Source organism: Aromatoleum toluclasticum ATCC 700605 (assembly GCF_000378245.1).
Lineage (GTDB): Bacteria > Pseudomonadota > Gammaproteobacteria > Burkholderiales > Rhodocyclaceae > Aromatoleum > Aromatoleum toluclasticum.
This window is the reverse complement of the sequence record NZ_KB899498.1, coordinates 69,988-89,387: the sequence shown is the minus strand read 5'-3', so window position 1 is coordinate 89,387 and position 19,400 is coordinate 69,988. Positions and strand designations below refer to the sequence as shown.

At 65.2% G+C, this 19,400-nt stretch carries 16 protein-coding genes; 1 reads left to right on the top strand and 15 read right to left on the bottom strand.

The features are described 5' to 3' along the window. Positions 1-158: 158 nt before the first annotated feature. From F464_RS0114725 to F464_RS0114715, 3 genes are all read right to left on the bottom strand, one after another. Positions 159-1,088 (bottom strand): electron transfer flavoprotein subunit alpha/FixB family protein, encoded by a 930-nt coding sequence (locus tag F464_RS0114725; RefSeq protein WP_018990598.1) that lies wholly within the window; start codon positions 1,086-1,088, stop codon positions 159-161. Beyond that, complete coding sequence (locus tag F464_RS0114720) at positions 1,088-1,849, bottom strand: electron transfer flavoprotein subunit beta/FixA family protein (RefSeq protein ID WP_018990597.1); 762 nt, start codon at positions 1,847-1,849, stop codon at positions 1,088-1,090. The genes F464_RS0114725 and F464_RS0114720 overlap by 1 nt, the downstream gene beginning before the upstream one ends. Before the next feature lie 90 nt (positions 1,850-1,939). After that, positions 1,940-5,497, bottom strand: a complete 3,558-nt coding sequence (locus F464_RS0114715) for an indolepyruvate ferredoxin oxidoreductase family protein (protein ID WP_018990596.1) — start codon at positions 5,495-5,497, stop codon at positions 1,940-1,942. A gap of 97 nt (positions 5,498-5,594) precedes the next feature. On the opposite strand from F464_RS0114715, the gene F464_RS0114710 reads away from it, so the two are divergent. Then, a complete protein-coding gene (locus tag F464_RS0114710; RefSeq protein ID WP_018990595.1) occupies positions 5,595-6,506 on the top strand; it encodes a LysR family transcriptional regulator in 912 nt (303 codons plus the stop codon). Positions 6,507-6,886: 380 nt separating this feature from the next. Here F464_RS0114710 and F464_RS0114705 read toward each other — a convergent pair whose 3' ends face one another. The 12 genes from F464_RS0114705 to F464_RS28650 form a co-directional block, all read right to left on the bottom strand. Then, complete coding sequence (locus F464_RS0114705; protein ID WP_018990594.1) at positions 6,887-7,369, bottom strand: RES family NAD+ phosphorylase; 483 nt, start codon at positions 7,367-7,369, stop codon at positions 6,887-6,889. After that, positions 7,369-8,001: a type II RES/Xre toxin-antitoxin system antitoxin gene (parS, locus tag F464_RS0114700; RefSeq protein WP_232428938.1), complete on the bottom strand. Its 633-nt coding sequence runs from the start codon at positions 7,999-8,001 to the stop codon at positions 7,369-7,371. Before parS ends, F464_RS0114705 begins: the two co-directional genes overlap by 1 nt. A 780-nt stretch (positions 8,002-8,781) precedes the next feature. Next, a complete protein-coding gene (locus F464_RS0114695; RefSeq protein WP_018990592.1) occupies positions 8,782-9,216 on the bottom strand; it encodes a hemerythrin domain-containing protein in 435 nt (144 codons plus the stop codon). A 13-nt stretch (positions 9,217-9,229) separates the two neighbouring features. Next, positions 9,230-9,868 carry a GTP cyclohydrolase I FolE gene (folE, locus tag F464_RS28660; protein ID WP_018990591.1) on the bottom strand — a complete coding sequence of 213 codons (639 nt, stop codon included), beginning with the start codon at positions 9,866-9,868 and terminating at the stop codon, positions 9,230-9,232. 170 nt (positions 9,869-10,038) lie between these two features. Continuing rightward, the gene (locus F464_RS0114685) at positions 10,039-11,163 is read right to left on the bottom strand and encodes an acyl-CoA dehydrogenase family protein (RefSeq protein WP_026296014.1); all 1,125 of its coding nucleotides are present in this window, start codon (positions 11,161-11,163) and stop codon (positions 10,039-10,041) included. Between the two features lie 37 nt (positions 11,164-11,200). After that, positions 11,201-12,001, bottom strand: coding sequence for a crotonase/enoyl-CoA hydratase family protein (locus F464_RS0114680; protein WP_018990589.1), 801 nt, complete (start codon positions 11,999-12,001; stop codon positions 11,201-11,203). Beyond that, complete coding sequence (locus tag F464_RS28655) at positions 11,998-13,134, bottom strand: acyl-CoA dehydrogenase (protein ID WP_040395203.1); 1,137 nt, start codon at positions 13,132-13,134, stop codon at positions 11,998-12,000. The genes F464_RS0114680 and F464_RS28655 overlap by 4 nt, the downstream gene beginning before the upstream one ends. Before the next feature lie 2 nt (positions 13,135-13,136). Beyond that, entirely contained in the window at positions 13,137-14,282 is a 1,146-nt protein-coding gene (locus tag F464_RS0114670) for an acyl-CoA dehydrogenase family protein (RefSeq protein ID WP_018990587.1), read from the bottom strand. 133 nt (positions 14,283-14,415) lie between these two features. Continuing rightward, positions 14,416-15,723, bottom strand: coding sequence for an amidohydrolase family protein (locus tag F464_RS0114665; protein ID WP_018990586.1), 1,308 nt, complete (start codon positions 15,721-15,723; stop codon positions 14,416-14,418). Between the two features lie 162 nt (positions 15,724-15,885). Next, a complete protein-coding gene (locus F464_RS0114660) occupies positions 15,886-17,160 on the bottom strand; it encodes a cytochrome P450 (protein WP_018990585.1) in 1,275 nt (424 codons plus the stop codon). A 253-nt stretch (positions 17,161-17,413) separates the two neighbouring features. Further along, complete coding sequence (locus tag F464_RS0114655) at positions 17,414-18,184, bottom strand: SDR family NAD(P)-dependent oxidoreductase (RefSeq protein ID WP_018990584.1); 771 nt, start codon at positions 18,182-18,184, stop codon at positions 17,414-17,416. Next, on the bottom strand, positions 18,175-19,374 hold the full coding sequence (locus F464_RS28650) for an MFS transporter (protein WP_018990583.1): 1,200 nt from the start codon (positions 19,372-19,374) through the stop codon (positions 18,175-18,177). Before F464_RS28650 ends, F464_RS0114655 begins: the two co-directional genes overlap by 10 nt. Between the last annotated feature and the right edge of the window lie 26 nt (positions 19,375-19,400).

Genomic DNA, 19,400 nt, shown 5'->3' with positions numbered 1-19,400 from the left:
CGCAGTAACACCCTTGAATCAAAAAAAACCCACCGGTTTGCGACCGATGGGCGAAGGGATCTTCGGCGGGGATTGCAGCGGGAGAGGAATAGCTGCCACCGAAGAATCCAACGGGAACGGGTTGGCATCACGGCCAGCGAATCGGCATGACCTGCAGATCAAAGGCTCGCTGTCAGTTCGGGAACTGCGGCGAATAGATCCGCTACAAGGCCGTAGTCCGCAACCTGAAAGATCGGCGCCTCGGGGTCCTTGTTGATCGCGACGATCAGCCTGGAATCCTTCATGCCCGCCAGATGCTGGATGGCGCCGGAGATGCCGATCGCGATGTAGACCTGGGGCGCGACGATCTTGCCGGTCTGGCCGACTTGGTAGTCGTTGGGGACGAAGCCCGCGTCGACCGCGGCGCGGCTCGCTCCGAGCGCGGCGCCGAGCTTGTCCGCGAGCGGCTCGAGCAAGGTGCGGTAGTTCTCGCCGTTACCCAGCCCCCGGCCACCGGAGACGATGATCTTGGCGGCACCCAGTTCGGGGCGCTCACTCTTCGTGAGTTCGCGGCCGACGACACGGGTCAGGCCGAGGTCCTTCGCGGCGGGCACGGCCTCGATCGGCGCGGAGCCGCCGAGCGGCGCGGGGTCGAACGCAGCGGTGCGCACGGTCACGACCTTCACGCGTTCGGTACTCTTGACGGTCGCTAGCGCATTGCCGGCGTAGATCGGTCGCACGAAGGTGTCGGCCGATTCGACCGCGACAATGTCGGAGATCTGCGCGACATCTAGCAGTGCGGCGACGCGCGGCAGCATGTTCTTCCCGGCGCTGGTTGCCGCGGCGAAGACGTGACTGTAGTCGGCGGCGAGCGCGCGCACGAGCTCGGCGACGTTCTCGGCGGTCTGAGCTTCGTACTGGGCCGCGTCGCATACCAACACCTTCGCGACGGCGCCGATGGCGGCGGCGGCTTGGGCAGCGATGGAGCAGCCGCTGCCCGTGACCAGGACGTGGATGTCCGCTCCGACCGCTTGCGCTGCGGTCACGGCGTTGAGAGTCGCGGTTTTGATCGACTGGTTGTCGTGTTCCGCAATGACGAGGACGGCCATCAGATCACCTTTGCTTCGTTCTTCAGTTTATCGACCAGCGTCGCGACGTCCGGAACCAGCACGCCGGCACTGCGCTTGGACGGCTCGGCCACTTTCAGGATCGCCAGACGCGGAGCCACATCGACTCGCAGATCCGTGGGCTTCACAGTCTCGAGCGGCTTCTTTTTCGCCTTCATGATGTTGGGCAGCGTCGCGTAGCGCGGCTCGTTGAGGCGTAAATCCGTGGTGACGACCGCGGGCAGCGTCATCTCGAGGGTTTCGAGGCCGCCATCGATCTCGCGCGTGACCGTGGCAAGTTTCCCGTCCAATGACAGCTTCGACGCAAAGGGGGCCTGCGGCCAGCCCATCAGGGCGGCGAGCATCTGGCCGGTCTGGTTCGCGTCGTCGTCGATCGCCTGCTTGCCGCAGATCACCAGCTGGGGGGCTTCCGTGTCGCACAGGGCCTTCAGGAGTTTGGCGACGGCGAGCGGCTGCAGCTCCGCGTCGCTCAGTTCACCACAATCGACGAGGATGCCGCGGTCGGCCCCGATCGCCATCGCCGCGCGTAGCGTCTCCGCGCACACCGCCGCGCCGCAGCTCACCGCCACCACTTCGGTCGCGATGCCGGCTTCCTTCAGCCGCACCGCCTCTTCCACCGCGATCTCGTCGAAGGGGTTCATGGCCATCTTCACGTTAGCGAGGTCCATGCCCGAACCGTCCGCTTTCACGCGGGCCTTCACGTTGTAGTCAAGCACGCGCTTGACGGGTACCAGGATCTTCATGAGTCTCCTTGTTGCCGATTGTTGGTTGATTCCAGCGCTCCGTACGACCATCAAGGGCACGAGCGCCTCGACGTTGTCGTACGGCGCGCTTCAGGCTGCCCGTTCCGACTGGCCAGCCTCGAACCGGGCCTGCAGCTCTTCGCGACGCTTGGCCGCGCCGGCCATGCTGCGTTCCTTGACGTGGCCATAGCCACGAATCTCCTCCGGGATGCGCGCAAGCTCGATCGCGACCTCCAGCCGGTCTCGCGACAGGCCGTCGCAGATGCGGTCGATGAAGACGAAATAGTTCTTCACCAGCTCGCGCTCCTGGCACCGCTCCACGCTCCGGCCAAAGGGATCCAGGGCGGTGCCACGCAGGCCCTTGAAGCGGGAGAGCAGGCGGAAGGTACGCATCATCCACGGACCGTAGGCGCGCTTCTGCGGCAGGCCGTCAACGCCACGCTTCGCGACCAGGGGTGGCGCGAGGTGGAAGTTGAGCCGGTAATCCCGCCCGGGCTCGCCCTCGAACTGTTCGCGCAACTGGGCGAGGAATTCGGGCGCGCTGTGCAACCGCGCCACCTCGTACTCGTCCTTGTACGCCATGAGCTTCGCGAGGTTGCGCGCGACAGCCTCGGTCAGGGCGAGTCGGCCTTGTCCAACCACCGCTCGTTCGGCCTCTCGCACCCGCGCCACGGCATTTCGGTAACGCTCGCCATAGGCGACATTCTGATAATCGGTGAGCAGCCGCACACGGCGTTCGATCAGCCGGTCGAGCGACTCTGGCATGGCCAGCACCACCGCCTCACCCCGCCCCGAAGCGTCGGCCACCGGCAGTTTTCCCGCATCATGTGCTGCAAGCCGTCCCCACTCGAACGCCTGCTTGTTCTTTTCGACCGAGACGCCATTCAGCTCGATCGCGCGCAGCAATGCCGCCTTGCCGACCGGAATCCAGCCTTTCTGCCATGCGAACCCCAGCACGAGCGGATTGGCGTAGATCGTGTCTCCGAGCAGCCGCAGTGCAAGCGCGTTCGCGTCGATGAATTCACAGGCATCGCCCACACTGGCGCGGATGTCGCCCTCGGCCGCCGCCCCCGGAAACTTCCAGTCGGGATTCGACAGGAACTCCGCCGCCGGGGTCTGCGCGCTATTGACCACCGCTCGCGTGCGTCCCTGCCGTACCTTGGAGAGCGCTTCGCCCGAAGCCGAGACGATCTCGTCGCAACCGATCAGCACGTCGGCCTCGCCGGTAGCGATCCGGGTGGCGTGAATGGCCGACGGGGTCGCCGCGATCTGCACGTGGCTCAACACCGCCCCGCCCTTCTGCGCGAGCCCGGTCATGTCGAGCACGGTGACGCCCTTGTGTTCCAGATGAGCCGCCATGCCCAACAGCGCACCGATCGTCACCACCCCCGTTCCGCCGACCCCCGTCACGACGATACCGCAGGGTTTGTCCAGCCCGGGCAGTGCAGGTTCAGGCAGCGCATCCGCGGCAATCACCGGCGCCGACTCGCCCGCTGCGGGCTTGCGCAATTGCGCGCCCTCGGCGGTCACGAAGCTCGGGCAGAAACCCTTCAGGCAGGAGAAGTCCTTATTGCAGCCGCTCTGATTGATCTTGCGCTTGGTGCCCAGCGGCGTTTCCAGTGGCTCGACCGACAAGCAGTTGGAGGCCACGGAGCAGTCGCCACAGCCCTCGCAGACTGCCGGGTTGATGAATGCGCGGCGGGCCGGATCAGGGTAATCGCCGCGCTTGCGGCGGCGGCGCTTTTCGGTGGCGCAGGTCTGATCGTAGATCAGGATCGACACGCCCGAACTCTCGCGCAGTTCGAGCTGCAACGCGTCAAGCGCGTCGCGATGGTGCACCGTCACCGCATCCGGCAGACCGGCGCGCGTCGCGTACTTCTCCGGCTCGTCGCTCACGATCAGGACCCGGCTAGCGCCCTCGGCGCTCACCTGCTGCGCGATCTGCGGAACGGTCAGCACCCCGTCGACCGGCTGCCCCCCTGTCATCGCCACCGCGTCGTTGTAGAGGATCTTGTAAGTGAGGGTCGCCTTGGCGGCGATCGCCGCGCGAATGGCGAGCAGACCCGAATGGAAATAGGTGCCGTCACCGAGGTTCACGAAGACGTGCTTGTCGCCCGAGAAGTGCATCTGGCCGAGCCAGCTCACGCCCTCCCCGCCCATCTGCGTGAAAGTCTCGGTGCGCCGGTCCATCCACATCGCCATATAGTGACAGCCGATGCCGGCGAGCGCGCGCGAGCCTTCCGGCACGCGGGTGGACGTGTTGTGCGGACAGCCCGAACAGAACCAGGGCTTGCGCTCGACGGTCACGCGAGGCCGCGCCGCTTCGCGCTCCTTCGCCTCGATGACATCGATACGCGCGAACACGCGGGCGCGAAGGTCCTCGGGCAGCCCCACCCGCTCCAGTCGCGCCGCGATGGCCTTGGCGATGATCGCCGGCGACAGCTCGTAGCGCGCCGGAAGCAGCCATTGCCCACGCGGCACCGACCACTCGCCCCCCGAGTTGTCGCGCTCGTCGAACTTGCCGTAGACGCGCGGGCGGACGTCGTCGCGCCAGTTGTACAGTTCTTCCTTGAGGGCGTACTCGAGAATCTGGCGCTTCTCCTCGACCACCAGGATTTCTTCCAGTCCGGTCGCAAACGCGCGCGCATCGTGGGCGTCGAGCGGCCACACGCAGCCCACCTTGAACAGGCGGATACCGATGCGTCGGCAGGCGTCGTCGTCCAGACCCAGGTCCGCCAGCGCCTGACGCACGTCGAGATACGCCTTCCCTGCCGCCATGATCCCGAAGCGCGCGTCGGGCGAATCGATCACGATACGGTTGAGCTTGTTCGCGCGAACGTATTCGAGCGCCGCATACCACTTGTAATCGAGCATGCGCGCTTCCTGCGCGAGCGGCGTATCCGGCCAGCGGATATTGAGCCCGCCGTCAGGCATTGCGAAGCCATCCGGAATGACGATCTGCAGGCGGTCCGGGTCGATCTCGACCGATGCGGTCGACTCGACGACATCGGTGACGCACTTCATCGACACCCACAATCCGGAGTAGCGGCTCATCGCCCAGCCATGCAGGCCGAAGTCGAGATACTCCTGCACGTTCGCCGGGTACAGCACCGGAATGCCGCAGGCGATCAGCAGGTGCTCCGACTGATGCGCGACCGACGACGACTTCGCCGCATGGTCATCGCCGGCGAGCATCAGCACTCCGCCATGGGGCGAGGTCCCTGCGGCGTTCGCGTGCTTCAGCACGTCGGCAGAGCGGTCCACGCCCGGCCCCTTGCCGTACCACATGCCGAATACGCCGTCGCGCTGGGCGTTGGGGTAGAGATTCACCTGCTGCGTGCCCCAGACGGCGGTCGCGGCGAGGTCTTCGTTGAGGCCGGGCTGAAAGACTACGTCGTGAGAGGCAAGATGCTTTTTCGCCTTCCACAACGCCATGTCCAGCCCGCCCAGCGGCGAACCGCGATAGCCCGAAATGTAGCCGCCGGTGTTCAGCCCGGCGCGCCGGTCGCGCTCCTTCTGCAGCATGGGCAGGCGCGCCAACGCCTGCGTACCGCTCAGGTAGATGCGCCCGGACTCCTGGGTGTACTTGTCCTCCAGCGTGACCGAAAGCAGTGCATCTCTCGCCTCGGCAGACAGCGGTGAGTTCATCATCCCCTCCAGACCCTCTATTTATATCGACACATAGTACGAATCTGTCTATGTATCGTAAAATCACCAATACTGAGTTCTGGTATTAGGAAAACGGATGCCGGTCGACAACAACGTCACCCTGCGCCAGCTGCGCTACTTCATCGCCGCCGCGGAGACCGGCCAGTTCTCGATGGCGGCCACGCGCGCCCACGTCTCGCAATCGGCCATCACCAATGCGGTGCTGCTCCTGGAAGAATCGCTGGGGGTACGCCTGTTCGACCGCAAACCGCACGGTGTGGGCCTCACAGCGGAGGGGCACGGCTTCTATCGACGCACCCGCGACATCCTCGACTCGCTCGAAGACGCCCTGCGCGAACCGCGCTTCCAGGCCCACCACCTGAAAGGCGCGATCCGCATCGGTGCTTCCTACACCGTGCTCGGATATTTCCTACCCCCGCTACTCGCCCGCTTTCGCGCGAATTATCCGGACGTCGAACTGGACCTCAACGACATGAACCGCGAAGCCATCGAAGCCGGGGTCGCGGCCGGCGACATCGAGCTGGGCGTGGTGATCCTGTCCAACGTCGTCGAGCGCGAACGCTTCGGCCACCACGTGCTGCTGCGCTCCCGCCGCCAGCTATGGACTTCGGCTGCCCACCCGCTCCTGCAGAAAGACAACGCGGCCCTCGCCGACGTCGCTGCCTATCCCTACATCCAGGTCACCGTCGATGAAGGCGAGCTGTCGACGCAGCGTTATTGGGCAGCCAAGGGCATTCAGCCCGACATCGCGTTTCGCACCGGCTCGGTCGAAGCGCTGCGCGGGCTCGTCGCGCACGGCTTCGGCGTCACCATCCTGTCGGACATGGTGTATCGGCCGTGGTCGCTGGAAGGCAAGAAGATCGAGGCCCGCCCCATCCTCGATGTGGTACCCGACATGGAAGTCGGGCTGATCTGGCGGCACGACGGCGCGCTAGAACGACCCGCCGACGCGTTCAGGCAGTTCCTGATACAGGCTTGCGGGAGCTGAGCGGCGCGACAGTGAATAACGGGCGCCTGCGACGGGATGCTCTAGCCGGCGACGGCCGGACGACAAGTACTCGGCCGGAGCCAACGTTTACCTGCTTGATCGTGTCGGTCAGCAATGGGCGGGATACCCGCCGTTCGGCGGGAGGTGCCCACCTAAACGATGCAGTTGATCGATCAGTTCGGACACAATATCGAATTCGCGTAGGACATTCAAATATAGCATGCCCGTACCCCCCTCTATTAGGGAGCCGCTGATTTATTCGGACGCAATCACCCGGCGATATCGATGCGCTTGGGAGAATTCCGCGCAAGATCGGTGATGAGATGAAGGCTACCGACAAGTGCGCCGCGCAGTGTTTGCAGCGCGCAAGATTCGTCGCCTCACCGCAGACGGCGGTCGTACTCGAAGCGTCGCAGCTTCGTGGCGGTAATGGTGGCCGCGTCGGGATGGGCAGGGTTGATTAGGTAGTTCGGCTCCTCGGGGATGATCACGGAGGGCACCTCTAGGATGGCCGAAGAGCCTACCGCGACCCAATCGCCCCCCAGGTCGAGACTCACTCGCCCCGCTGGCTCGGCATCCCATCCGACCCGCTTGGGTGCGGGGACGAGATCCTCGAAGCGCAGTCGACGAGCAAAGACGTCATCCGGAATATCGATGCGCACCAGGTAACGGTTCATGGGCAGGGCGCCGGCCGACAGATGCACCACCGTCTCAAGGCAGGCGAGCGCCGCGGAACTCGCCGTATAGACGAGCGCAACGCCCGGGCGATTCCACCGTCCGCCGCTCTTTTTCGCGCCGAATCCGTCCCGATCGTCGGCCGTGTAGTCGGGAGTGTCGGTCCCGATTCTCCACGCCGCCGCCATCACGCGTAGGCCCCCGTTTCCATCTGTGCGAGCAGACGACGCACGATCAGAACGCCCTCGTTTGTGTCCAGATACTCGGCGGGCCGTTTGTCCCCAAGCGCCGGGACCGGGGTTTCGAGCCAGTCTGCAACCCACTTGCTCGCATCAAAGCCGGTCGGGTCACCGGATCGCTCGACCATGCTTTGCACCTGATCAATGATGTCCATGACGGACAACAGGCGTTCGGACTCGCTTGTGTCCAGCCGTTCATCCTTCTTGATCTTGCGCAGCACCGTTGAGCGTTTGAAATGAAAAGTGTCGATCGCATGTTCGCGCGACCAGCCCATCTCGTCGGCCAGTTCGGTCACGACCGCAGCTGGAAACCCGGTTCGGAGCAACCTGATGCGTAGATCGGGGTCGGCGCGGACAATCTTCACTTTCTCAATAATGAAGGTCTTGTCGCCTGCGGAATTCCTATGCATACGTATGCGTCGCGGTGCCGATTTCGGCGGTGGATCGATGGTTACTTTTACCATCGTATCCAAATCGCTCATAGCCTCGGCCAAGGCTGCTTTGCCAGTTTCACCTTTTGTGCGCGCCCGCACGCGCGGCGTGGCCGTCTTCTTGGGGGGGGTTATGAAACGCAGGGGCATCTTTGCTCTCCTTTTCAACAGTCTCAGTATAGACGACAGAATGTCTCACTTGAAACCCGTATCGGCGTCGGTAGCTTCAACTCATGGACCGCTTCCGCGCGGCCAAGGGCGAAATCGCCGCAGCAGGCCTGCTCGATGCGTCTTGCGTGCTCCAGTTACCCACCGGGTCAGGCAAGACGCATCTGGCTCGCAAGGAGAGCAGTTCGAGCTATGTGCAGCAGGCGGCCTGCGGCAAATGTTGGGAGGGTAGAATGCCTGACGATCCCTCCCCGTTTGAGCGCGCGCATGCGGCCCTCCGAAACCCCTTTGCATGTCGTGAGGCCGGCCGTCCTGCATAGAGGTTCGAATACTACTCGTACGCGTGGGGCGCACCTTTAACGTCGGTGCGCAGGCGCTTGCTCCCGCAGTGTGCAGCGCATAGGTGTGGTTTCTCGGGCGTCGATTCCTGTAAGACCAGACCTGAATGGCGAGAAAATCCGGATCGCTCACCGGAACATATGTCGGCGCGCAGGTGAGCCGCTCGTCTCCCCTGATATGGCGACCTGCCGTTCAACCTATCTGAGCGCTGAGCGGCGGGCGTAGAACAGCATCGCTGCCGCTTAAACGGAGCTTCCTGGCCGACAGCAATGCCCGAACTAAGGTCATTGCCCAGGGAACATCCCAGCTGAGTGATGAATGGTCGCACGAGGTGCCCTTTGGACATCGCAGCCGACGTCCCCGAGCGAATCCCGCTACCATAGTCCGCCGCGACCAATCGCAGCGCGCCGACCTACCCGACCTTCAGGTCGTCGCCGCGCGCTTCAGCACCAGCGGCACGCCGCCCGTGCTGCGCTTGACCATCCACTGCGCGAGCGCCGAATCCATGTAGGTCGCATGGCCCGGGAACCACTCCTCGAGCGCGACCGCGAGGCGGCGCCCGACCTCGATGTTGCCCCCCGCGACCATCTGCTGCACTTCGCGCACCGACGCCATGACCTTCTCGTGTTCCTCGATGTGGCAGTCCCGTGCCGGGAAGTTTCCCGCGGACATCCAGGCGGCTTCCTCCGCGAAGTGGTGCTCGGCGTGGGCGGCGAAACGGTCGAGCAGCGCCGGGAAGACTTCGTCTCCGACTACCTGCATGGCGTGCACAAGCTCGACAAACTCGTGGTGGATGTCGTCCATCGGCCCATAGCCGAGGAGGAATTCGTCGCTCCAGGCGGTCGCCTGCTCGCTCATTTCCAGTCTCCGTTCAGGTATTCGCCAGGCCGCGCGGGCCGCCCATGCCGATCATCGCGAGGAATTCGCGCCTCGTCGAGGCGTCTTCGCGAAACGCGCCGACCATCCGGCTGGTGACGAGGCCTGCGCCGGGCTTGTGCACCCCGCGCGTGGTCATGCACTGGTGAGACGCCTCGATGACAACCGCGACGCCCTTGGGCTGGAGCACGGAGTGCAGCGTGTCGGCGATCTGCACCGTCATTTTTTCCTGGATCTGCAGGCGTTTTGCGTAGATCTCGACCAGCCGCGCGAGCTTGGAGATGCCGACCACGCGGTGGTTCGGCAGGTAACCGATGTGCGCCTTGCCGATGATGGGCGCCATGTGGTGCTCGCAGTGGCTTTCGAAGCGAATGTCGTTCATGACGATCATCTCGTCGTAGCCCTCGACCTCGGAGAAGGTGCGAGCCAGGATTTCGGCGGGGTCCTGCGAATAGCCGGCGAAGAATTCTTCGTACGCGCGCACGACCCGCGAGGGCGTATCGAGAAGCCCCTCGCGGCCCGGTTCGTCGCCGGCCCAGCGGATGAGGGTGCGTACCGCGTCTTCCGCCGCCTCGCGCGATACGCCCCCCCGCAGGTCCGCGTCGCCGGCGTCGTCGATTTGCCCTTCTTTCATGCTGCGTTCTCCCGTTTGTCCTGCGGCGTGCGGGGAACGCCCGTGACGCCGGGCGTCCCCACAGAAGAAAGAGCGGGACCGTGTTGCCGAGGTCCCGTAAACCGGCAGCGCACCGCGCACCGTCGGAGGAGAAGACTTAATCTGCGTCACGCCCGCGCGGTCTGGTCCGCTCAGAGCGAGCGGGCGATGATTTCCTTCATGATCTCGGACGTGCCACCGTAGATACGCGCGACGCGTGCATCGACCCAAGCGCGGCTGATCTTGTACTCGCTCATGAAGCCGTAGCCGCCATGCAGTTGTAGCAGTTCGTCGAGCACCTTGCCCTGCATCTCGGAGCCGACCAGCTTGCACATCGCGCCGACCTCGGGCGAGAGTTCGCCGCGCATGGCCTTGCCCAGGCAGTCGTCCACAAACACGCGCAGCATGGTCGCCTGCGCCTTGCATTCGGCGAGCTTGAACTTGGTGTTCTGGAAATCGAAGACCGTCTTGCCGAACACCTTGCGCTCGCGCACGTACTCGAGCGTGTCGTCGATCAGCGCCTCGATGGAGGCGGCAGCGCGAATACCGATGATGGTGCGTTCCCACGCGAGTTGGTGCGTGAGATAGCCGAATCCCTTGTTCTCGTCGCCGAGGCGATTCTCGACCGGGACACGGACGTCGTCGAAGAAGAGTTCCGAGGTGTCCTGGCCCTTCAGTCCGATCTTTTCAAGCAGCCGGCCTTTGGAGAATCCGGGGCGATCGGCCTCGACGCAGATCAGCGTGAGCTCCTTCGCATTCGGGTCGAGCTTGGTCGCGGTGACCATCAGGTCCGCGTTGCCACCATTGGTGATGAAGGTCTTCTGGCCGTTGATGACGTATTCGTCGCCGTCGCGCCGTGCGCTGGTGCGCATCGAGCGCAGGTCGGAACCGATGCCGGGCTCGCTCATCGCGATGACGCCGATCATCTCGCCCGCAACCATCCGCGGCAGCCACTTCTTCTTCTGCGCCTCGCTGCCGTAGGCGACGATGTAAGGCGCGACGATCTCGGAGTGGGTCGTGAAGCCGATGGCGGTCGCATTGACCCGCGCCAGCTCCTCGATCATCACCGCCGAGTGACCGAAATCGCCGCCCGCGCCGCCGTATTCCTCCGGCACCGTCGAGCACAGCAGGCCGACCTCGCCCGCCTTGCGCCAGACCGACTTCGGGACGATCCCGACCGTCTCCCATTCGTGCAGGTGGGGGACGATCTCGTTCTCGATGAAGCGCCGCGCCATCTCGCGGAACATTTCATGATCTTCACGGAATACGGTCCGCATCCTTGTACCTCCGCCTGTTCTCGTGCAGTTTCCCGGCTCAGCGGCCGGTGAATTTCGGTTCGCGCTTCTCGACGAAGGCTGCGACCGCTTCCATGTGATCTTCGGTGTGATGGGCAAGCGCCTGGTAGGCCGCCGACATCTCCAGCAGCGAATCGAGACGCATGTGCTGGCCTTCACGCAGCAGGCGCTTGGTGAGGCGCAGGCCGTGGGCCGGATTTGCCGCCATGCGCCGCGCAATGCCCAGCGCCGCGGTCTCGAGCTCGGCAGCGGGTACCACCTCGGTCACGAGGCCCCACGCGAGCGCGGTCTGGGCGTCGATCGTGTCGCCGGTGAGCGCCATCAGGCTGGCCCTGGGCATACCGACGATGCGCGGCAGCAGCCACGCACCGCCATCACCCGGCACGATGCCGAGCTTCACGAAGCTTTCCGCGAACTTCGCGGTGTCGGCGGCGATGCGCACGTCGCACATGCACGCCAGGTCCAGGCCCGCGCCGATTGCCGGTCCGTTCATCGCCGCGATGACGGGCACGTCCAGGTCGTAAAGGCATAGCGGGATGCGCTGGATGCCGTTGCGGTAGCTCTCGCGCACCTCGTAGGGCGACCCGGCAAAGATGCCGCCGCGTTCGCGCATGTCCTTGACGTTGCCGCCGGCACAGAAAGCCGGTCCGTTGCCGGTGAGTACGACGACCTTGATCGAGCGGTCCGTACGGACGTTGGCGCACAGGTCGACGAACTCCTGCATCTGTGACGGGTCGGAGAGCGCGTTGCGCGTCTCCGGGCTATCCATGCGGACGGTGAGGATGGCGTCCTCGCGTTCGAGGATCAGAAAGGGTTTCATGCTGAAAGGCCTCCCGACGGGCCGCCCCAAGGGAGGCCTGCGCCCCCCTGGGGGGCAGCGAACAAAGTGAGCGTGGGAGTCGTCATCTTCTCCTCGTATCCGGCGAGCACGCCGGCGGTAACCGTTGGCCACAATGCCTGGGAGCCGGCGCCGCACAGCGCGCGACCGAGCTGCTGCGACCAGTCGGTGAGCGAGCCGAACTCGCTGCGCCACGACCACAGCCTGCGGGTCGTCAGGTGCAGGGCGTGTTCGTGGGTGAAGCCGATCGCGCCATGCACGGCGTGGGCGACACCCGCCCCGATCCCCGCGGCCTCGGAGGCGCAGATCTTGGCTGCCATCACCGGCAGGCGTGCGAGCCGATCGTCCGACTCGGCGAAGGCCGCTTCGGCGGACATCACGGAGGCCGCCGCATGTTCGGCGAGGACTGCAATCTGGTGCTGGATCGCCTGGAAACTGCCGATCGGCTTGCCGAACTGCACGCGCTCACCGGCATACGTGGTGGCCATCGCCAACACTGTTTCGAGCGCTCCCGCGATCTGCGCGGCACGCATCATTGCACCGCCAAGCTTGAGCACGTCGGCCGACAGCGCCGTCGGCAAAGCCGCGCTTGCGAGCGGCACCACCGCTTCGAATTTGAGCGTGTCGCGCGGTTCGGCGGCCGTATTCACGGTACGCACCACCGTCGCCGCCTCGGTCGGCAGGAGCACCACCGCGGGCGCCGCGCCCGCTGCGACGGCCACCACGTGGCGGACGTGGCGTCCCCACGGCACATCGACAGCGGCCCCGGTGACACGGCCGTTTTCAAGGCGCAGTGTGCCACGCGCGGCAACACTCAGTGTTCCCGACACGGCGGCCAGTCCGCTCGCACCCAGCAACCAGTTGGCGAGCATCGCTTCGGGCAGCGGCAGCGGGAGATTGAAGCGGCCGGCCAGACGCAGCACACCGCACACATCCGCCCACGCGGCCCCGGCACCGCCGAGCGACTCCGGCACCAGCGCCAGCGTGAAACCGGACGCTTCGACCGCCGTCCACAGCTCCGTCGGCCATTCGCCGCCCTCGCAAGCCAACACTGCATCGGCGGTGACGAGGTCCGAGAACAAGCGCTCGACAGAGGAATCGAATAGGTCTCTCATGATCAACGCAGCCCCAATCCGCGCGCGATGATGCCGCGGAGAATCTCCCGCGTGCCGCCGCGCAGTGAAAACGATGGCGCCATCTGGGTCAGATAGGCCAGCACCTGGGCGTGGTCGCTGCCGCCCTGAACGGTTGGCGGAAGCTCGCACAACAGCTGCGCGACTTCCGGAATCTCTTGCTCGAAAACCGCACCGAGATCCTTCACGACCGAGGCCTCCCACGCCGGGTTGTTGCCCGCCGCAAGTTGGGCCGTCACCGCCAACGACATGTTGCGCAGCGTCACCAGTCGCGCGGCGAAGCGGCCGATCTCCTTGGCCTGCAGGGCATCAGGACTACGGCCCACCGCGTCGATGAGCGTCTGGAGCAGCGCGATCGAGCTGAGGAAGCGTTCGGGACCGCTACGCTCGAAGGCGAGTTCGGCGGTGACCTGCCCCCAGCCCTGCCCTTCGGTACCGATGAGGGCGTCGGCATCGAGTACGAGTTCGTCGAAGAAGACCTCGTTGAAATGCTCGGCGCCCGTCAGGTCCTTGATCGGCCGGATGGTGATGCCCGGCAGACTGAGGTCGACGATGAACTGCGAGAGTCCTTCCTGGCGCTTGCTGTTCTCGCCGGTGCGTACCAGCGCGATCATGTAGTGCGAGCGGTGGGCGTTGGTGGTCCACACCTTCTGCCCATTCACCACCCACTTGTCCCCTTCACGGCGTGCGCGCGTCTTGATCGAAGCGAGGTCGGAGCCCGAATTGGGCTCGCTCATGCCGATGCAAAAAAACTGTTCGCCCCGGCAGATCGCCGGCAGGTGGCGTTCCTTCTGCGCATCGGTGCCGTAGTGCAGGATCTGCGGGCCGCTCTGGCGATCGGCGAACCAATGCGCGGACACCGGCGCGCCCGCGGCGAGCAGCTCCTCGATCACGACGTAGCGCGCGAAGGGACTCGCCTCGCCGCCACCATGGCGCTTGGGCAGGGCCATGCCGACCCAGCCCTTCGCTCCGAGGCGACGGCTGAATTCGGCGTCGAACCCCATCCAGGAATCCGCCCGGCGGACCGCCGGGTAGTCCTTCAGGGCTTCGGCGAGGAAGGCGCGCACTTCCGCACGAAGTGCTTCGGCCTCCGGCGGAATGCGACTGTACTTGAACTGGTCTATGGACATGGCGCGTTCGATAGTGGGCCGTCGGCTTGAGCAACGGCGTGGATGACCCGGGTCACGTCGCCCGCGAACGGCACGGACGACCGTCGGCCGGCGGACACGCCCCGCGTGCCCGCCAACCGCACTGCAACCGGACTCAGAGCGCGGTCTGCGCGTCCGCCGAGGCGAACATCTTGTTAATGTCGCCCGAAGTCACCGGCTTGCTGGGATCACGTTGCGGAGCGGCACCGCCGAGACCCAGCGCCGGCTCGATGCTGACATGGGTGGCCTGCGCGCGCAGCGCGCCGACGGTGCAGTTCTCGCGCCCCAGGATGGCGAACGGGTCGTAAGAGAATTCGCGCATCGCGTTGAGGTGGCTGATCTTGTTGATGATCTCGTCGGGCAGGTTCTTCGCCTGCTGCCAGAAAACGTCCGCGGAGTTCGGCCAGGTGCAGTCCGAGTGCGGGTAGTCGCACTCCCAGGTGACCATGTCGACGTTGATCGAATCGAGGTTCCGGAGCCCGAACGCATCCTCGATGAAGCAGGTGATGAAGTGCTCGTTGAAGATGTCGCTGGGCTTCTTGCCGCCGAAGTTCGAGTTCGTCCAGGCGTGGTGGTGGTTGTGCGTGAAGTCGGCGCGCTCGAGCAGATACGGGATCCAGCCGATGCCGCCTTCCGACAGGGCCATGCGCAGCTTGGGGTACTTCTTCCACATCGGCGCCCAGATCCAGTCCGCCGCCGAGTTGGAGATCGAGATCGGCATCGAAGTGATCCAGGCGTCGATCGGCGATTCATCCGAGGCGTGAGCCGCCTTCACGCCGGTGCCGATGTGGCAGCAGATCACGACGTTGTTCTCTTCGCACGCCTTCCACAGGGGATCCCAGTGCGGGTTGTGGATCGACGGGTAGCCATGCACGGTCGGGTTGTCGGACAGCGTGATGGCATGCACACCCTGATCGGCCATGCGCTTCACCTCGGCCGCGGCCGCCTGCATGTCCCACCATGGCACCATCATCAAGGGGATGAAGCGACCCGGGGCGGCGTTGCACCAGTCATGCAGGTGCCAGTCGTTGTAGGCCTGGATGGCTGCAAGGCTGACGTTCTTGTCCGGCATGACCTGGAAGCGCTGGCCGGCGAAACCGGGGAAGGTCGGGAAACACAGCGAGCCGAGCACGCCGTTCGCATTCATGTCGTCGACCCGCGCCTGGATGTCCCAGGTACCACGGCGCATCTGTTCGTAGGAGAGCGGCTCCATGCCGTACTCCTCCTTCGGACGCCCGACCACCGAGTTCAGCCCCATGTAGCCCGTTGCCTGCTCCTCGAACACCCAGATGTCGCGGCCGTTGCGGTTCTCAACGCGCGGTTGGCGGCCCTTGTACTTGGCGGGCATGTGGCGGTCGAAGGCGCCACGCGGTTCGATCGCATGGTCATCGACGCTGACAAGGATGAGATCTTCGAGCTTCATGTGTGTGTCCCCTGTTGGAGTGGCGTCCGCGGTGGGCGCGAACCGGTTATGAGCCTCTATCTTAGAGCAAGAATTTCGTTTTGTTAAACACTTTTTTGTTTTGTGTTCATGTTTAACGAAATTTCCAGTTCGGCCACTGGCTCAGCCGGTCCGCGCGCCACCTCAATCCCAGATGACCGGGACGGAGTGAGGGCCACGAAGCTGTGCGCCCGTAATCCGCGGCTTCGGCTGATCCGGGTCGAGGCGGATGTTGGGGAACAGGTCGAGAATGGCGTTCAGCGCCACCTGGAGCTCGGTCTTGGCGATGAACTGTCCGATGCACATGTGAGGGCCGAAGCCGAAGCCGAATGAAGGCTTGAGCTTGCGATCGATGTCGAACTCTTCGCTGTTCTCGAACGCTTCCTCGTCGCGGTTGGCGGAGGAAACGATGCACTGGACCATGGCACCCTTCGGGATCCGGACGCCGCCGAGTTCGAGGTCCTGTGCCGCCTGACGCACCTTGAAGGTCGCCACGGGCTCGAACCGGATCGCCTCGTCAATGGCCTTGCCGACCAGACTGCGATCCTTGCGGACCCTGTCGAGCACGTCCGGACGCTCGAGCAGCAACACCATCAGCGAGCCGAAGGTTCGCGTCGTGGTCTCACCGGCGGCCGGGAGCAGCGAACGCACGAAGGTCGTGATCTCGTGGTCATCGAGCTTGCGCCCTTCGTATTCGGCACGGATCAGGCGGCTGATGAGGTCGTTTCCTTCGGCGCCGCGTTGGCGCACGGCGACGACGGCTTCCTTCACCGCGTCGTAGAGCGCCTGAGCGGCTTCCATTGCAGCCTTGCGCGCAATCGCGGCCTTTTCGGCGTCCACCTGCGGGCCGGCAAGGATCGCCAGCGCCCACGCCGCGTACTGTTCGACCTTCTCGGGTTCGTCGTCGGGAAAGCCGATCAGCGCGTAGATCAGTCGAATCGGGAAGTGGAGGCCGAAGTCCATCAGATCTGCCTTCTTCTTCGGCACCAGCGGCAACAGGTACTCGTTGCGCACGATCGGATCCATCTTGCTGTCGCGCCACGTGTTGACCACGTCGGGCATGAAGATGGGCTGCAGCAGGCCGCGTGCCTTCTTGTGCGCCTCGCCGTCCATGCCGGTAAGGATCAGGCCGTCGAAGAAGGCTCCCAGCCCTTCGGCGATGAAGCCGCTGGTGTAGTTTGCGGCATCGCGCAGGACGGTCATCACGTCCTTGTATTTGAACACCGTGTAGGTCGGGCGGTTCGGATCCAGCCCTGCGATGTTCGGCACCCCGAGCTTGCCCATGAAGTTCTCGGCAATGATCGGCGAGTTCTTCCGCATCTCGCGGTAGATCGCATGCAGATCGACATCCTCACCGCGGTAGTTGTCGGCCACTCCGGCGAACGCGCTCTCCAGCGTAACGTCCTTGACACTGCTCATTTCGTCTTCCTCCGTTGGCGCACCGACCGGTCGTGAACGAACACGCTGTGCCGGCCACGTGCAATGGCCTCGACACGGTTCCTTCACGCCGGATAAGACGGTGCCGTTTCTGAACACTTTTGTGCATAGTGCTCCATTTAATGCGTACTGCCAAGTGTTCAAGGAGGGGCCGGACAGGCCGGAGGACTCCCGCCCTGCCTGGGGCGGAAATCCGGACGTGGCGCGCGTTAGTGCAACGGGTCTCGCTCCTGCATCACGGAATCATGAGTCCACCGTCGACGGCCAGCGTCTGGCCGGTGATGAAGCGAGCCCCGTCGCTCATCATGAACACCACGAAAGGCGTCATGTCGCGATCGGGGTCGCCGAGCTTGCCGCCGAGCGGGATCAACCCGGCCATCATCGCGTCGTGCGCCCGCAGGGCATCCGCGTCCATTCGTGCGCGGTGGGCGTCGTACATGGGCGTCCACATGCCCGGCGCAGCGGCATTCACGCTGATGCCGTGTCGCCCCCACTCCTTCGCCACCGTTCGGGTCCAGCCGAGGACCGCCGCCTTGGCGGCCGAATAGTGGGCACACCCGGGCAGCCCCATGACCCCCGCCGCGGAGCCGAAGTTGAGGATGCGACCGCCCTTCTCCCGCAGATGCGGAAAGACGGCCTGGTTGGTGTTCAGGGTGCCGCGCGCATTGACGTCGAATATGAGGTCCCAGTCAGCCTCGACGATCGCTTCGGCCGGCGCCGCGCGCTCGACGCCGGCGATGTTCACCAGTCCGTCGAGGCCGCCCAGCCAGGCGACGGCCTGCGCGACGATCCTATCGACTTCGGCACGCTCGCGAATGTCGCAGTGGAAATACCTCGCCTCGCCCGAGGCTCCCGCATTGGCGCGCGCCACTTCCGCGCGGCCGGCCTCGTCATTCACGTCCAGCGCCGCCAGCCGCGCACCGGCCGCCACCAGTCCGCGCAGTGCACTCGCACCGATGCCCCCTGCGGTGCCGGTCACGATAAGGCGTTTTCCGCTCAGCTGCATGTCCTCTCCTCCTGTTGTGGATGTTCCTCGCGGCGCGCGGGAGCCCCGTCGTCTGTGTCGATCCGCCGGGCCTGCAGGCCCCCGAGACCGAGCGCCGCGGCCATCACCCAGAACAGCACGGCCGCGCCGGCACTCGCCCCGATGGCGCCAAAAAGGAGGGGCATCGCGGTCATCGAGGTGTGCACCGTCATCGAGCGGAAAGCCAGCGCCTCGCCGTGCCGCTCGCGGGGCGTGACCTGATGCAGCGTCGCGAGAATCGTCGGTTGGATCGCGCCCAGCGCAAGGCCGAGGGTCGCGGCGCACAACGCCATGGCCCATGCACTCTGGAGCAGTGGATACAGCACGAACACCAGACACGTGATGAAAAGCGCCCCCGCAAGCAAGTGGCGTCGCGGCAGGCGTTCGGCCACAAACGGGATCACGACGCGCACCGACATCGACGCCACCGCATAGGCCGCCAGCACCGCCCCCAGCGCCGATGCGCTGAAGCCGCGTTCGACCCCGAGAATCGGCAACGCGAAGCCATGCACATCCCAACTGGCCGACACCAGCCAATTGACGAGGAGCAGGCGCCGGAACGACGGCAGGCGGAGCAGGCCCCACGCGGACGGCTGCTTGCGGTCCAATTCGGAGACCGGCGCCCGGCTTTCATGCGGGACCGCCTGGGCGATCACCAGGGTCGCGAACGGAAGCAGCGCGAGCGCGGCGAACGCCGCCGAAAAACCGAGATGATCGATCAGCACGCCGGCCATCATCGGCCCGAAGAGTCCCGCCACGGCCGGAGCAAGCGCGATCCAGCTGAACACGCGAAGCCGGTCCGCCTCGTCCCGCGCGAATCGGCTGGCCGTGCGCTGAATCGCGATCATGCCGAAGCCCGAGCCCGCGCCGCACAACGCAGCGGCCGCACACAGGGCAATGAGATGGGGCACCGAAGCTGCGAGCAGCGCACCCGCGAGCGACAGGCCGGCCGCAATGCGCACCGGCAGATGGTAGCCGTGCCGATCAGCAAGCCGTCCGGCCGGGATCGCGAAGATCGCGGGAAAGAGCGCGAACATCGTCATCACGAGCCCCACGGCCCACTCGGAATGCCCCAGCCGCAGGACGCTCAGCGGCGCCGCCAGGCGAGCCCCCTGCACGCAGGCATGCAGTCCGACCTGGCATGCGACCAGCGCCACCAGGGCGCTGCGCATGGATGCCGGGGAAACCCCGTGCCCAT

What these genes read in the sequence shown, in the direction of transcription:
- F464_RS28650 (WP_018990583.1), bottom strand. Translation starts at nt 19,374, where the DNA reads ATGCGCAGCGCCCTGGTGGCGCTGGTCGCATGCCAGGTCGGACTGCAT.
- parS (WP_232428938.1), bottom strand. Translation starts at nt 8,001, where the DNA reads ATGCCCCTGCGTTTCATAACCCCCCCCAAGAAGACGGCCACGCCGCGC.
- F464_RS0114660 (WP_018990585.1), bottom strand. Translation starts at nt 17,160, where the DNA reads ATGAGCAGTGTCAAGGACGTTACGCTGGAGAGCGCGTTCGCCGGAGTG.
- F464_RS0114680 (WP_018990589.1), bottom strand. Translation starts at nt 12,001, where the DNA reads ATGAAACCCTTTCTGATCCTCGAACGCGAGGACGCCATCCTCACCGTC.
- F464_RS28655 (WP_040395203.1), bottom strand. Translation starts at nt 13,134, where the DNA reads ATGAGAGACCTATTCGATTCCTCTGTCGAGCGCTTGTTCTCGGACCTC.
- F464_RS0114655 (WP_018990584.1), bottom strand. Translation starts at nt 18,184, where the DNA reads ATGCAGCTGAGCGGAAAACGCCTTATCGTGACCGGCACCGCAGGGGGC.
- folE (WP_018990591.1), bottom strand. Translation starts at nt 9,868, where the DNA reads ATGAAAGAAGGGCAAATCGACGACGCCGGCGACGCGGACCTGCGGGGG.
- F464_RS0114720 (WP_018990597.1), bottom strand. Translation starts at nt 1,849, where the DNA reads ATGAAGATCCTGGTACCCGTCAAGCGCGTGCTTGACTACAACGTGAAG.
- F464_RS0114725 (WP_018990598.1), bottom strand. Translation starts at nt 1,088, where the DNA reads ATGGCCGTCCTCGTCATTGCGGAACACGACAACCAGTCGATCAAAACC.
- F464_RS0114715 (WP_018990596.1), bottom strand. Translation starts at nt 5,497, where the DNA reads ATGAACTCACCGCTGTCTGCCGAGGCGAGAGATGCACTGCTTTCGGTC.
- F464_RS0114695 (WP_018990592.1), bottom strand. Translation starts at nt 9,216, where the DNA reads ATGAGCGAGCAGGCGACCGCCTGGAGCGACGAATTCCTCCTCGGCTAT.
- F464_RS0114705 (WP_018990594.1), bottom strand. Translation starts at nt 7,369, where the DNA reads ATGGCGGCGGCGTGGAGAATCGGGACCGACACTCCCGACTACACGGCC.
- F464_RS0114685 (WP_026296014.1), bottom strand. Translation starts at nt 11,163, where the DNA reads ATGCGGACCGTATTCCGTGAAGATCATGAAATGTTCCGCGAGATGGCG.
- F464_RS0114710 (WP_018990595.1), top strand. Translation starts at nt 5,595, where the DNA reads ATGCCGGTCGACAACAACGTCACCCTGCGCCAGCTGCGCTACTTCATC.
- F464_RS0114665 (WP_018990586.1), bottom strand. Translation starts at nt 15,723, where the DNA reads ATGAAGCTCGAAGATCTCATCCTTGTCAGCGTCGATGACCATGCGATC.
- F464_RS0114670 (WP_018990587.1), bottom strand. Translation starts at nt 14,282, where the DNA reads ATGTCCATAGACCAGTTCAAGTACAGTCGCATTCCGCCGGAGGCCGAA.